11 protein-coding genes and 4 tRNA genes are annotated in these 14,047 nt (G+C 66.9%); 11 read left to right on the forward strand and 4 right to left on the reverse strand.

Going from position 1 to position 14,047, the window contains the following annotated elements:
• Positions 1-60 precede the first annotated feature (60 nt).
• The 3 genes from D1793_RS14510 to folD all read right to left on the reverse strand — a co-directional run bounded on the left by D1793_RS14510 (position 61) and on the right by folD (position 2,672).
• Entirely contained in the window at positions 61-1,017 is a 957-nt protein-coding gene (locus D1793_RS14510; protein ID WP_119022789.1) for an alpha/beta hydrolase, read from the reverse strand.
• Complete coding sequence (gene mtnN, locus D1793_RS14515; RefSeq protein ID WP_119022790.1) at positions 995-1,741, reverse strand: 5'-methylthioadenosine/S-adenosylhomocysteine nucleosidase; 747 nt, start codon at positions 1,739-1,741, stop codon at positions 995-997. The genes D1793_RS14510 and mtnN overlap by 23 nt, the downstream gene beginning before the upstream one ends.
• Before the next feature lie 73 nt (positions 1,742-1,814).
• Positions 1,815-2,672, reverse strand: coding sequence for a bifunctional methylenetetrahydrofolate dehydrogenase/methenyltetrahydrofolate cyclohydrolase FolD (gene folD, locus D1793_RS14520; protein ID WP_119022791.1), 858 nt, complete (start codon positions 2,670-2,672; stop codon positions 1,815-1,817).
• Positions 2,673-2,878: 206 nt separating this feature from the next.
• On the opposite strand from folD, the gene D1793_RS14525 reads away from it, so the two are divergent.
• From D1793_RS14525 to D1793_RS14575, 11 genes are all read left to right on the forward strand, one after another.
• Positions 2,879-2,955, forward strand: a tRNA-Pro gene (locus D1793_RS14525).
• Between the two features lie 68 nt (positions 2,956-3,023).
• Positions 3,024-3,100 (forward strand) — tRNA-Arg (locus tag D1793_RS14530).
• Positions 3,101-3,138: 38 nt separating this feature from the next.
• A tRNA-His gene (locus D1793_RS14535) sits at positions 3,139-3,213 on the forward strand.
• A 41-nt stretch (positions 3,214-3,254) separates the two neighbouring features.
• Positions 3,255-3,329: transfer RNA gene (locus D1793_RS14540), tRNA-His, on the forward strand.
• Between the two features lie 273 nt (positions 3,330-3,602).
• Positions 3,603-4,964 (forward strand): trigger factor, encoded by a 1,362-nt coding sequence (gene tig / locus D1793_RS14545; protein ID WP_119022792.1) that lies wholly within the window; start codon positions 3,603-3,605, stop codon positions 4,962-4,964.
• Positions 4,965-5,052: 88 nt separating this feature from the next.
• Entirely contained in the window at positions 5,053-5,673 is a 621-nt protein-coding gene (clpP, locus tag D1793_RS14550) for an ATP-dependent Clp endopeptidase proteolytic subunit ClpP (protein WP_110068598.1), read from the forward strand.
• 108 nt (positions 5,674-5,781) lie between these two features.
• Positions 5,782-7,062, forward strand: coding sequence for an ATP-dependent Clp protease ATP-binding subunit ClpX (clpX, locus tag D1793_RS14555; protein WP_119022793.1), 1,281 nt, complete (start codon positions 5,782-5,784; stop codon positions 7,060-7,062).
• Between the two features lie 210 nt (positions 7,063-7,272).
• Complete coding sequence (gene lon, locus D1793_RS14560; protein ID WP_119022794.1) at positions 7,273-9,678, forward strand: endopeptidase La; 2,406 nt, start codon at positions 7,273-7,275, stop codon at positions 9,676-9,678.
• 177 nt (positions 9,679-9,855) lie between these two features.
• Positions 9,856-10,128 (forward strand): HU family DNA-binding protein, encoded by a 273-nt coding sequence (locus D1793_RS14565; protein WP_119022795.1) that lies wholly within the window; start codon positions 9,856-9,858, stop codon positions 10,126-10,128.
• 118 nt (positions 10,129-10,246) lie between these two features.
• Positions 10,247-12,064 (forward strand): SurA N-terminal domain-containing protein, encoded by a 1,818-nt coding sequence (locus tag D1793_RS14570; protein WP_119022796.1) that lies wholly within the window; start codon positions 10,247-10,249, stop codon positions 12,062-12,064.
• A 154-nt stretch (positions 12,065-12,218) separates the two neighbouring features.
• Positions 12,219-13,277: a GTP-binding protein gene (locus tag D1793_RS14575; protein ID WP_119022797.1), complete on the forward strand. Its 1,059-nt coding sequence runs from the start codon at positions 12,219-12,221 to the stop codon at positions 13,275-13,277.
• Here D1793_RS14575 and D1793_RS14580 read toward each other — a convergent pair.
• A complete protein-coding gene (locus tag D1793_RS14580) occupies positions 13,266-14,030 on the reverse strand; it encodes a UDP-2,3-diacylglucosamine diphosphatase (protein ID WP_119022798.1) in 765 nt (254 codons plus the stop codon). The genes D1793_RS14575 and D1793_RS14580 overlap by 12 nt on opposite strands.
• Positions 14,031-14,047 lie beyond the last annotated feature (17 nt).

The raw sequence follows: 14,047 nt of genomic DNA on the forward strand, positions 1-14,047 counted from the left end.
CGGGCCTGCCATCACGCGACACTGCCGGCCCTAGGGCCGGCAGTGTCGTATGTGGGGGCGTCACGGCGGTGTTGAGGGTGCGCTGGGCGCCTCGGCCGGCGAGACCTGGCGCGTCAGGAAGTCGATGCCCGCCTCGATGGCGCTGCCGCGGGTCAGGAAGCTCAGGAAGTGACCACGCCCATGCTGAAGATAGAGTTCGGCCTCGCCGCCGCGGGCCACCAGCGCCTGCTGGAAGTCGGTGCTGTGGTCCAGCGGCACCAGGCGGTCGCGGGTGCCGTGGAACAGGAAGAAGGGCGGCGGCTGGCCGTTGATCTGGCGGGCCGGTGAGGCGAGGGCATACTGTTCCGGCACCTCGGCGCGGGTGCCGCCCAGGAACTCCACCACCAGCCGGCCATCGGGAAACTTGAACAGGTCGCTCGGGATGCCGCCGGCCAGCACGGCGGCGAGCCGGGCGTGTTCGCCGCCATGGGGTTCGGCCAGGGGCCCCTCCGCCCCTGCCAGGGCCAGCAGGCTGACCAGGTGGGCGCCGGAGGAGAAGCCCACGCCGACGATCCTCGCAGTGTCCACTCGCCACGCTTCGGCGTTGGCGTGAATCCAGGCCATGGCCTGCTGGAGGTCGTGCAACTGGGCGGGGAAGCGGTGCTCCGGGGCGAAGCGGTGTTCGATGTTGATGGTGACGTAGCCCCGGGCGGCCAGCTGCTCGGCGATGCCGGCCATGTCCCGTGGGGTGCGGTTCTGCCAGCCTCCGCCGTGGACCAGCAGGGCGGCGGGGCGCAGTGCATCATCCGCCGAGCGCGGCAGCAGCACCTCGGCCCGCAGGGGGCTGGGCCAGTCCGGTGGTGTGTAGGTCCGCGCCGGCAGCGCATCGAAGGCAAGGCTGGGCGTTTCGGTCGAGGTCGCCGCGACCGGCGCGAAGCTGTCGTTGAGGTGGGTGGAGCCGCAGCCGGTCAGCAGGGCGCCGGCCAGCAGCAGCGCCGGCACCCACCGCCAGGGATCAGGCCCGCTCCGCCAGGGCATCGCTGGGCTGCTCGACGGGGAGGCTCGCCAGGCGCTTCACCATGGCCTCCACCATGTGGGCGGAGTGGGTGGCGGCCTTCTCCAGGAACGCCTCGAAGGAGAGGTGGTTGTCGCCGCCGCCGGCGATATCGGAGAGGGCGCGGATCACCACGAAGGGGCAGCCGTAGAGCAGGCAGGTCTGGGCGATGGCGGCGGCCTCCATCTCGGCGGCGAGCATGGTGGGGAAGCGCCGGCGGGTCTGTTCCACCAGGTTGGGGCAGGCCATGAAGACATCGCCGGTGGCGATCAGCCCTTCCACGACGCGGACCTCGCCCAGGGATTCCACGCTCTCCCGCGCGATGGCCACCAGGCGCGGGTCGGGCAGGTAGGCGGCAGGCATCTGCGGTACCTGGCCATGCTCGTAGCCGAACACCACGGCGTCCACGTCATGGTGGCGCACCTCGCTGGAGATCACCACGTCGCCGATCGCCAGATCCTTGCCGAAGCCGCCGGCGGAGCCGGTGTTGATCACGGCATCGGGCTTGTAGATGTCCAGCAGCAGGGTGGTGCCGACCGCCGCGTTCACCTTGCCGATGCCGGACTGCAGGATCACCACCTCGACCCCGTGCAGCCGTCCGCTGTGGAAGGTGGAGCCCACGTGAGAGCGGGTTTCGCGCCCCTCCAGCAGGGAAGCCAGGTGCTCTACCTCCTGGGCCATGGCGCCAATGATTCCGATGCGTTGCATAGCAGGTCCTGGTGGTGGGGCCCGTCGCGGCGGACCCCGAAATGAGTCTCGGGTACTGGCCCGGGTGTCGGGGTCAGCGTGCGTCGTGCATGTCGGCGGCCTGCAGGGTGTTCTCGAGCAGGGTGGCGACCGTCATGGGGCCGACGCCGCCGGGCACCGGGGTGATCCAGCTGGCGCGCTCGGCGGCGGCGGCGAAGTCGACGTCCCCCGCCAGGCTGCCGTCCTCCAGACGGTTGATGCCCACGTCGATGACGATGGCGCCCTCCTTGACCCACTCACCCTTCACCAGCCCCGGCTTGCCCACGGCCACCACCAGCAGGTCGGCGCGACGCACGTGCTCCTCGAGGTTGCGGGTGAAGCGGTGGCAGACAGTGGTGGTGCAGCCGGCCAGCATCAGTTCCAGCGCCATGGGGCGCCCGACGATATTGGAGGCGCCGACCACAGTGGCGTCCAGCCCGCGCACCCGGAGATCGGACTGCTCGAGCAGCGTCATCACCCCCTTGGGGGTGCAGGGGCGCAGCATGGGCAGGCGCTGGGCCAGGCGGCCGAGGTTGTAGGGGTGGAAACCGTCCACGTCCTTGTCGGGGCGGATTCGCTCGAGGATCGGCCGGGCATCGAGATGGGCGGGCAGCGGCAGCTGCACCAGGATGCCGTCCACCGCCGGGTCGGCGTTGAGCTGATCCACCAGGGCCTCGAGCTCGAGCTGGCTGGTCTCGCTCGGCAGCTGGTGCTGGAAGGATTCGATCCCCGCTTCCACGCAGGCATTGTGCTTGTTGCGCACATAGACCGCCGAGGCCGGATCCTCGCCCACCAGCACCACGGCGAGCCCCGGCACGCGGGCCCCGGCGTCGCGACGTGCCTGAACCTGGCGTGCGACCTGCTGGCGGACTCGGGCGGCTATGGACTTGCCATCGATCAGTTGGGCGGACATCGCGCTTCCTCTGGCGGCTGGGTGGGCGGTGCGGGCTGGCAGCCGGCCCGCGGAAGAAGGCGTGATTTTCGCATGCCGCGGCGTCGAAACAAAGCGCCGGGCCCTAATGTCGATGATCCAAGCGCTTGACCGCAGGGGAAAGTCACGTAGAATACGCAGCGCTCGACGAGGCCCCTGCGGCGGCGTCAGGCCGGCATGAATCGCGGCGGAGTGTAGCGCAGTCTGGTAGCGCGCCTGCTTTGGGAGCAGGATGTCGGGGGTTCGAATCCCTCCACTCCGACCACAACCTGTTGAATGGTCTGTAGAAAATGAGATCCGTGGGTTGCGGTTCGGCAGTCTGAAGAGTAGAATGCGCCCATAGCTCAACCGGATAGAGCAACGGCCTTCTAAGCCGTAGGTTGCAGGTTCGAGTCCTGCTGGGCGTGCCAGCTCTGGCAGGATGTGGTTCGAGCTGTTGTCGATTATGGTGGATGTAGCTCAGTGGTAGAGCCCCGGATTGTGGCTCCGGTGGTCGTGGGTTCGATCCCCATCATCCACCCCATTTCGACAGGCGGTAGTTTCGACAGTTGTTTCAAGGCAGTGGTGGATGTAGCTCAGTGGTAGAGCCCCGGATTGTGGCTCCGGTGGTCGTGGGTTCGATCCCCATCATCCACCCCACTCCTTGACTTCCTCCGTTCGATCCTCGTTTCTGTTCTTCTGTTGCGTTGTATCCTCACGCGGGCTCCACGAGTCGGCGTTCTTGTCGTTTCTGGCGTTTGTGCCATGGCGTAGCCGATTTCGACGCCGCTGGTCGTACTGCCCTTGTAAAAACGTCCGAAGCCCCCATGTTCTGCGGCATGGCGCTTGCCAGTGCCGGGCGGGATTCATAAAATCCCTTCTTTGATCTTTCCACTCTTCAACATAACGCCCCCAGTCGGTAGAGGACATTTCATGCAAGTTTCCGTCGATACGACCTCCCAGATCGAACGCCGCATCACCGTCCAGGTGCCGGCCGCCGAGATCGACGAGGCCGTCAATGCCCGTCTCAAGGATGCCGCCAAGAACGTTCGCATGGACGGCTTCCGCAAGGGCAAGGTGCCGATGTCGGTGATCCGTCAGCGCTACGGCCGCGACGTGCGTAACGAAGTGGTGGGCGAAGTGATGCGCGAGCGCTATGTGCGCGCCATTTCCGAGAACGAGCTCAACCCGGCCGGCTTCCCGCGCATCGAGGCGACCGTCGACGAGGCGGGCAAGGACCTCGAGTTTGTGGCGACCCTGGAGGTCTATCCGGAGTTCACACTTTCCTCCATCGAGGGCACCGAGGTAGAGCGCCCGGTGGTCGAGGTCGTCGAGTCCGACGTCGACGAGATGATCGAGACCCTGCGTAAGCAGAATGCCGGCTGGGAAGAGGTCGAGCGTGCCGCCGCCGAGGGCGACCAGGTGACCATCGACTTCCAGGGCTTTCTGGGCGACGAGCCCTTCGAGGGCGGCAGCGCCGAGGGCCACAGCCTGGTGCTGGGCTCCGGCAGCTTCATCCCCGGCTTCGAGGAGCAGCTGGCGGGTGTCGCGGCCGGCGAGGAGAAGGAGATCAAGGTCACCTTCCCCGAGGACTACCAGGCCGCGCACCTGGCCGGTCAGGAAGCGACCTTCAAGATCAAGCTGCACACGGTGAAGGCTCAGGCCCTGCCCGAGGTGGACGCCGAATTCGTCAAGAAGTTTGGCGTCGAGGACGGCGACCTCGACAAGTTCCGCGCCGAGGTCAGGAAGAACATGACCCGCGAGGCCTCTCAGGCCGTCGACAACCGCGTCAAGCAGCAGGTGCTCGAGGCGCTCAAGAAGGCCAACGAGATTCCGGTGCCGCAGTCGCTGATCCAGCAGGAGACCGACGGCCTCAAGCGCCAGGCGGCCCAGCAGTTCGGCCTGGGCGAGGACTTCGATGTCTCCCAGCTGCCCAACGAGCTGTTCTCCGAGCAGGCCAAGAGCCGCGTCCAGGTCGGGCTGCTGCTGGCCGAGGTGATCAAGTCCGGTGAGCTCGACGCCACCGACGACGAGATCAAGGCCAAGGTCGAGGAGCTCGCCGAGCAGTACCAGGAGCCCGCCCAGGTGGTCGAGTACTACATGGGCAACGAGCAGATGAAGACTCAGCTGAAGTCTGCCATTCTCGAAGAGAAGGCCGTGGACAAGCTGCTCGAGCAGGCCAGCGTCAAGGATGTCACCATGACCTACCAGGAGGTCCTGGCCGCTGCCCAGCAGCAGGCCGAGGCCGACGAGGAGGAGAGCGAGGAAGAGGGTCAGGAAGAGAGCAAGGCCTGATCTCCTTCACCGCCTCCGGGCAGGCGCGCCGACGTTCGGTGCGCCTGCCCAGCCGCTTCCATTCTCCGGATGCAAGGACGTCACACTGATGAGCAACGAGTTCGAGATCCACAACGCCGGTGGCCTGGTGCCGATGGTGGTCGAGCAGAGCGCGCGCGGCGAGCGGGCCTATGATATCTATTCCCGCCTGCTCAAGGAGCGTGTGATCTTCCTGGTAGGTCCCGTGGAAGACTACATGGCCAACCTGGTGGTGGCTCAGCTGCTGTTCCTTGAGTCCGAGAACCCGGACAAGGACATCCACCTCTACATCAACTCCCCGGGCGGGGCGGTGACCGCGGGGATGTCGATCTACGACACCATGCAGTTCATCAAGCCCGACGTCTCTACCGTCTGCATCGGCCAGGCGGCGAGTATGGGGGCCCTGCTGCTGGCCGGCGGTGCGGCCGGCAAGCGCTTCTGCCTGCCCAACTCGCGGATGATGATCCACCAGCCCCTGGGCGGCTACCAGGGCCAGGCCTCGGATATCGAGATCCACACCCGTGAGATCCTCGGTATTCGCGACCGGCTCAACCACATCCTGGCGCACCATACCGGCCAGGACATCGATACCATCGCGCGGGACACCGACCGCGACAACTTCATGAACGGTGTGCAGGCGGCCGAGTATGGCCTGATCGATGCGGTGCTGGATAAGCGGCCGACATCCTGATAGCGTGAATTTCATCACGTCCTGACACCGTTCTCCGGTAGCTTGTGCTGCCGATGTGAGCCCGGCCGGGCGCCATGTGCGCCGGGCCAACTGAAATGAGGTAAGCGAATGGCCGACGGCAAAGGCAAGGACGAAGGCGGCAAGCTGCTCTACTGCTCGTTCTGCGGCAAGAATCAGAACGAGGTGCGCAAGCTGATTGCCGGCCCGTCCGTCTATATCTGCGATGAGTGTGTCGACCTCTGCAATGACATCATTCGCGAGGAGGTGCTCGATGCCGATGCCGAGACCGACGAGGAGCGCCTGCCGACTCCCCGCGAGATTCGTCACACCCTCGATGACTACGTGATCGGCCAGGACCGCGCCAAGATGGTGCTGTCAGTTGCCGTCTACAACCACTACAAGCGCCTGCGCTCCGAGGTCAGGAAGGACGACGTCGAACTCGGCAAGTCCAATATCCTGCTGATCGGTCCCACCGGCAGCGGCAAGACCCTGCTGGCCGAGACCCTGGCGCGCTTGCTCAACGTGCCCTTCACCATCGCCGACGCGACCACGCTGACCGAGGCGGGCTATGTGGGCGAGGATGTCGAGAACATCATCCAGAAGCTGCTGCAGAAGTGCGACTACGACGTCGAGAAGGCCGAGCGCGGCATCGTCTACATCGACGAGATCGACAAGATCTCGCGCAAGTCGGACAACCCCTCCATCACCCGTGATGTCTCGGGGGAGGGCGTGCAGCAGGCGCTGCTCAAGCTGATCGAGGGCACCACCGCCTCGGTGCCGCCCCAGGGCGGGCGCAAGCATCCGCAGCAGGAGTTCCTGCAGGTCAACACCGGCAACATCCTGTTCATCGTCGGCGGTGCCTTCGCCGGCCTGGATCGGGTGATCCGCGACCGTGCCGAGAAGGGTGGCATCGGCTTCAGCGCCGAGGTCAAGAGCAAGGACGAGTCGCGCGGCGTGGGCGAGCTGCTGGCCGACGTCGAGCCCGAGGATCTGGTCAAGTTCGGCCTGATCCCCGAGTTCGTGGGGCGCCTGCCGGTGATCGCCACGCTGACCGAGCTCACCGAGGATGCGCTGATCCAGATCCTCACCGAGCCGAAGAACTCGCTGGTCAAGCAGTACGCCAAGCTGTTCGAGATGGAAGGCGTGGAGCTCGAGTTCCGCGAGGACGCCCTGCGTGCGGTGGCGGTCAAGGCGATGGCGCGCAAGACCGGCGCCCGTGGCCTGCGCTCGATCCTCGAGTCGGTACTGCTCGACACCATGTACGAGATTCCTTCCCTGGAGGGGGTTAGCAAGGTGGTGATCGACGCCTCCGTGATCAGCGGCGAGAGCGAGCCGCTGCTGATTTACTCCCAGCAGCAGGAAGTGGCCGGCGACGGCACCGACGGCTGAGCGGTTCGGGTCCGGCGCCAGCGCCGGGCCCCGATGCGGGAGCGTGCCTCGCCACAGCCGGTGACCCGCCGGCCAGGCGAGGCCGCTCCCGCGTTCTTTTGTGCGGGCGCTGTCTTTTTTCGTCATCCATCGTCAGGCCTTCCCTTGCAAAGCAGCCGGCGCGCCCCCACCCCTGTCACATTCATCCGTTTTGTTTGAGGAACGTCTGCGATGCAGCAGAACGCCGATCAGACCCTGAGTCTGCCCCTTTTGCCGCTGCGGGACGTGGTCGTCTACCCGCAGATGGTCATTCCGCTCTTCGTCGGCCGGGAGAAGTCGATCCAGGCCCTCGAGGCGGCCATGAGTGCCGACAAGCGGGTACTGCTGGTGGCCCAGCGCGAGGCCAGCAAGGACGATCCCGACCGGGATGACCTCTTCGCCATCGGCACCGTGGCAGAGATCATGCAGCTGCTCAAGCTTCCCGACGGCACCGTCAAGGTGCTGATCGAGGGGGTCTCCCGCGCCGACGTGGGAATCATCCATGCCGGCGAGGCCTTCACCTCGGCCGAGGCGGTGCTGCGCGAGAGCGAGCCCCTGACCGAGCGCGAGCAGGAGGCCCTGGTGCGCGTGCTGCTCAACCAGTTCGAGCAGTACGTCAAGATGTCCAAGAAGGTGCCCAACGAGGTGCTCAACTCCCTCTCCGGCATCGAGGACCCGAGCCGCCTGGTGGACACCATCTGCGCTCACCTGTCGCTGAAGATCGACGACAAGCAGCGGCTGCTGGAGATGGATCGCGTGCGCGATCGCATCGAGCACCTGATGGCGCTGATCGAGGCGGAGATCGACCTGCTGCAGGTCGAGAAGCGCATCCGCTCCCGGGTCAAGGACCAGATGGAGAAGTCCCAGCGCGAGTACTATCTCAACGAGCAGATGAAGGCCATCCAGAAGGAGATGGGCGAGCTCGAGAATGTGCCCAACGAGGCCGAGAAGTACGAGCAGGCCATCGAGGCCTCCGGGATGCCCAAGGAGGCTCGCGAAAAGGCCACCCAGGAGCTCGGCAAGCTCAAGATGATGTCGCCCAACTCCGCCGAGGCGACGGTGGTGCGCTCCTACCTCGACTGGCTGGTCTCGGTGCCCTGGAAGAAGCGCACCCGGGTCAAGCACGACCTGGTGCACGCCCAGCAGGTCCTGGACGAGGATCACTACGGCCTCGAGGAGGTCAAGGCGCGCATCCTCGAGTACCTGGCGGTGCACAAGCGTGTCAAGAAGCTCAAGGGTCCGGTGCTCTGCCTGGTGGGGCCGCCCGGGGTGGGCAAGACCTCGCTGGGCAAGTCCATCGCCCGGGCCACCAACCGCAAGTACGTGCGCCTGGCGCTCGGCGGGGTGCGTGACGAGTCCGAGATCCGCGGCCATCGTCGCACCTACATCGGCTCGCTGCCGGGCAAGGTGATCCAGCGCATGTCCCGGGCCGGGGTCAGGAACCCGCTGTTCCTGCTCGACGAGATCGACAAGATCGGCATGGACCACCGTGGCGATCCCGCCTCGGCGCTCCTCGAGGTACTCGACCCGGAGCAGAACGACACCTTCAGCGACCACTACCTCGAACTGGACTACGATCTCTCCGAGACCCTGTTCATCTGTACCGCCAACTCCATGAACATCCCGGGGCCGTTGCTGGACCGCATGGAGGTGATTCGTCTGCCGGGGTACACCGAGGACGAGAAGCTGGCCATCGCCAAGCGCTACCTCGCGCCTAAGCAGCTCAAGGCCAACGGCTTCCAGGAAGGGGAGCTCGCCTTCGCCGACGAGGCGATCCTCGAGCTGATCCGCTACTACAGCCGCGAGGCGGGCGTGCGCGAGCTCGAGCGCCAGATCGCCAAGGTGTGCCGCAAGGTGCTGCGCGAGCGCCTCGAGAAGGAGAGCCAGGAGGGCGCTCTGGCACCGCAGACCCTGGCCGCTGCCGACATCGAGGCCTACGCCGGCGTGCGCCGCTACAGCTACGGCCTGGCCGACCAAGATGACCAGGTCGGCCGCGTGACGGGCCTGGCCTGGACCTCGGTGGGCGGCGAGCTGCTCAATATTGAGTCGGTGGTGACGCCGGGCAAGGGGCGCATCAACAAGACGGGTTCGCTCGGTGAGGTGATGAAGGAGTCGGTGAGTGCGGCCCAGACCGTGGTGCGGGCCCGAGCGCTAAAGTTCGGCATTGACCCTGAGCGCTTCGAGAAGGAGGACCTTCACATCCACGTGCCCGAGGGCGCCACGCCCAAGGACGGTCCCAGCGCCGGCATCGCCATGGTCACCGCCATGGTCTCCGCCTACACTGGTCGCCCGGTGCGCTGCGACGTGGCGATGACCGGCGAGGTCAACCTGCGCGGCGAGGTGCTGCCTATCGGCGGCCTGAAGGAGAAATTGCTGGCCGCTCGGCGCGGTGGTATAAAGACCGTGCTGGTGCCCGAGGAGAATCGCCGCGACCTCAAGGAGGTTCCGGATAATATCAAGGAGGCTCTCGACATCAGGCCGGTTCGCTGGATCGACGAGGTGCTTGAAGTTGCGCTGGCCAAAAGGCCGGAGTCTTCCGGAGAGGAATCTCGATCCGAGGATGCCGCCTCATCCCCGTCGATGATCAGCACGCATTGACAATAATTTCCCCACCATGTTTTGTCGAAAAGCCTGATATGGTGGGGTCCGGCGCGGTAGCATGCTTGACAGTCCTTTCATCGCATTGCTATAAAATGCGCCATGCCGTGATCGTGACCTTCCGGTTGAGTTGTTGCGCCGATTAGAGCCAAAATCCGAAAAATCAAGGGGTGAAGTGTGAACAAGTCCGAGCTGATCGAAGCCATCGCCGCGTCTGCCGACATTCCCAAGGCAGCCGCTGCCCGGGCCCTGGACGCCATGGTCGAGACCGTGACCGATAGCCTGAAGAAGGGCGACAGCGTCTCCCTGGTGGGTTTCGGCACCTTCCAGGTCAAGGAGCGCGCTGCGCGTACCGGCCGCAACCCCCAGACCGGCCAGCCGATCGAGATCAGCGCCGCCAAGGTGCCGAGCTTCAAGGCCGGCAAGGCGCTCAAGGATTCCGTCAACTGAGGCGTCCCGCACGCCGCGCCGCTGATGGTTGACTCTCCTACAGGCGCATCGCCCATGGCGGTGCGCCTGTCTTGGTTTAAAGACCGCACTTTCCACACAATACGTTGCCGAGGCCTGCATGCTGCAAAGTATTCGTGACCGCTCCCGAAGCTGGGGCGCCAAGATCATCGTCGGGGCCGTGGTCGTGACCATGGCCCTGTTCGGCGTCGAGTCCCTGGTGGGTCTGTTCGGCGGCGGAGGCGACGAGATCGCCAAGGTCAACGGTGAGCCGATCACTCGCCAGCAGCTGGAGCTCGAGGTTCAGCGGGCGATCCGCAGCGGTCAGGTGCCTCCCGAGCAGGAGCGCGCCCTGCGCGCCCAGATGCTCGACCAACTGATCACCGACCGCCTGCTGACCCAGTATGCCGAGGAGGGTGGCCTGCACCTCTCCGAGGAGCAGCTCGACCAGATCATCGTGTCGCTGCCGGAGTTCCAGGACCAGGAGGGCCGCTTCGACAGCGAGCTGTTCCGCAACCGCCTGGCCAGCGCCGGCTATACCCCGGTGGCCTTCCGCGAGGAGCTGCGCGTGGACATGAAGCGCCAGCAGCTGCAGCAGGGCCTGGCCTTCAGCGACTTCACCCTGCCAAGCGAGCAGGAGACCCTGGCGACCCTGCAGCGCCAGACCCGCAGCTTCCGCTATGCCGCGCTGTCCGCCGAGCAGGTGGAGGGCGACGTGGAGGTGACCGAGGCCGCGCTGGAGGAGTACTACGCCGCCAACGCCGACAACTACCGCCGCCCCGAGCAGGTGCGCCTGGAGTACGTGCTCATCGACCGCCAGGAGATGGCCGAGGCGGTCGAGGTAGAGGAGTCCGCGTTGCGCGATGCCTGGAAGGAGCGCACCGCCGACGCCGATCGTCGCATCGCCCATATCATGCTGACCGTCGATGGCGAACGCAGTCGCGACGAGGCGCGTGCTGAGCTTCAAGCGGTGCGCGAGCGGCTGGCCGAGGGCGAAGCCTTCGCCGACCTGGCCCTCGAGGTCTCCGATGACACCGTCACGGCGGAGCAGGGTGGCGATCTGGGCGTGATCAGCCGCGGCTTCTTCGGCGACAGCTTCGACGAGGCGGCCTTCAGCCTCGACGAGGGTGAGGTCTCCGATATCGTCGAGACCGACAACGGCCTGCATCTGCTGACCGTGACCGGCCTCGAGCGACAGTCCTTCGAGGAGCTGCGCGACGAGCTTCGTCGCGAGCTCGCGCTCTCCCGGGTCTCCGGCGAGTTCAACGAGCGGGTCCAGCGCCTGATCGACGAGAGCTTCGCCGCCGACGACCTGCAGAGCGTCGCCGACGACCTCGGCCTGGCCCTCCACGAGAGCGACTGGGTCTCTCGCGACGGCGCCGAGGGCGTGCTCTCGGAGCCCGGCGTGATGAGCGAGGCCTTCAGCCCCGACGTGCTGGAGGAGCGCTTCAACAGCGAGGTGATTGAGCTGGATAACGACCGCCGCTTGGTGGTGCGCGTGGCGGAGCATCGCGAGGCCACCACCCTGCCCCTGGAGGAGGTGCGTGACCAGGTCGAGGCCAGCGTGGCCGCCAACCTTCGCCGCGATGCGCTGATGGCACTGGCCGAGGAGCGCCTCGCGGCGCTGCGCGACGGCGACGAGCAGGGCCTCGACTGGCAGCGGGTCGACGGCGTGGGCCGCCAGGAGACCCAGGGCCTCTCCCGCGCGCTGGTGGATGCGGTGTTCCGCCTCCCGGCCCCCGAGGGCGATGCCCCGGTCTATGGCCGCGCCGCCGATGGTGACCGGGTGGTGCTGATCGCCCTGGAGCGGGTCGAGGAGGGCGAGCTGGATGCCCAGGTCGAGCAATTCGTAGCCAGCATGGCCGAACGGCTGCGCGCCCAGGCCGCCATCCTGGGACTGCTGGATGACCTGCGCGACAGGGCGGAGATTCGCCGCTAGGGTCCTCGGCTAGCCGCAAGGCCAGCGAAAGGAGCAAGCTTCAAGGCAACCCCTTGGCTTGCTCCTTTTTCATTGCTGGCCCTGACCCTTGTCCGCTTCGTCCCCTTGATCGTTGTGTTATGATATAACACTTTCTCCGTCCGAGGCCTCCCTCATGCCCGCACCCCTGGCCAATATCCCCGTGCACCTGATCACCGGCTTCCTGGGCAGTGGCAAGAGCACCCTGATCCATCGGCTGATCGAGCAGAAACCCGCGGATGAACGCTGGGCGGTGCTGGTCAACGAGTTCGGCCAGGTGGGCATCGACCAGACCATGTTTGAGGAGCGCGACGACCTGGTGGTGAAGGGGCTGCCGGGTGGCTGCCTCTGCTGCCAGCTGGCCTTCGTGATGCAGGCGACCCTGGTCAACCTGCTGCATCGCCATCGCCCGGACCGGCTGATCATCGAGCCCTCCGGGCTCGGCCATCCCGCGGGGCTGCTGGAGGTACTGAGGGGCGAGGCCTTCGAGGGGGTGCTGGCGCTGGGGGAGATGGTCGCCGTGCTGGACCCCCGCCGTCTGGATGACCCGCGTACCCTCGAGCACGAGACCTTCCGCGACCAGCTGACCCTGGCCGACGGGGTGGCACTGACCATGGTCGACCTGGCAAGCCCCGAGCAGGTGGCGAGGGCGAAAGCGTGGCTCGCCGAGCTGTGGCCCGCTAAGCGCTGGATCATGGAGGCGCCCCTCGGCCGCCTGCCGCTGGCGCGACTGCTCGACGCCGGAGCGCCCGCCTCGCCGCGCGCGGCGCCCGACAACGAGACCCACCGACGGCTTCGCGACGCGGTGGGCGGGGCGCTCGGCTCGCAGGGCGTGGTGCTGGAGGCATTCGCGGCGCCGCTGCCCGCGCCGGGGCGGCCCCAACGGGAGGAGGGCGCGGCGCTGGGACACGCCACCCTGGGGTGGCGCTGGCACCCCGACGACCGGTTCGAGCTCGACCGGCTGGCCATGGTGCTGGGGGAGCTGCCGGCCACCCTGCGGGTCAAGGGAGTGTTCCACTGTGACGCCGGCTGGCGGCTCTACAATCGCGCCGCGGGGGCGGTCAGCCTCACCGCCAGCGCCTGGCGGCGCGACTCGCGCCTCGAGGTCATCGGCGCGGCGGGGAGCCTGCCCGACGCCGAAGCGCTGGAGGCGCGCCTCGAGGCCTGTCGGCTCGGCGCGGGGTCACCCGCCTAGGGCGAAGTGCTCAAGCCTGGGGGCCTGCCCCTCCTCGATGACGATCTCCCACCCCTGGCCGGGCTGCCAGTCGCCCAGCACGAGGCGCGTGGCGGCCTCGCCGTCGACGCTCAGGTCGTGCACCGCGGGGCGGTGGGTGTGGCCGTGGATCAGGGTGGTGACGCGCTGTTCGGCCATCACCCTGACCACCTCCTCCGGCGTCACGTCCATGATGTCCTCGGCCTTGTTGGAGTTGGCCTCCCCGGACTGCTCGCGCAACTGTTTCGCCAGGGCGATGCGCTGCGCCAGGGGCATGGAGAGCACCTGGGCCTGCCACAGCGGGTTGCGGGCCTGGGCGCGGAAGGCCTGGTACTCGGCGTCCAGGGTGCAGAGGCTGTCGCCATGCATCAGCAGGATCCGCTGGCCGCCGAGCGTCACCACGCTGGGGTCGGGGAGCAGGGTGGCGCCGGCCGCCTCGGCGAAGCGCTTCCCGAGCAGGAAGTCGCGGTTGCCATGCATCAGAAAGAGCTCGGTGCCGTCATCGGCCAGGCGCCGCAACGCCCGGGCGACGCGCTGGGCCAGGTCGGCGTTGCCGCTGGGGTCCTGGCCGGCCAGGTCGAGCAGGTCGTCGCCGATCCACGCCTCGAAGAAGTCGCCCAGGATGTAGAGCGCGTCACAGCCGCAGGCGCGCGTCTGAAGCCAGTGCAGGAAGCCTTCGGTGACCTCGGGGGCGCCGGGGTGCAGGTGCAGGTCGGAAATCAGCAGGGTGGTCATGGCAGCGGGGTCCTGGG

Source organism: Halomonas sp. JS92-SW72, from assembly GCF_003547075.1.
GTDB classification, from domain to species: Bacteria; Pseudomonadota; Gammaproteobacteria; order Pseudomonadales; family Halomonadaceae; genus Halomonas; species Halomonas alkalicola.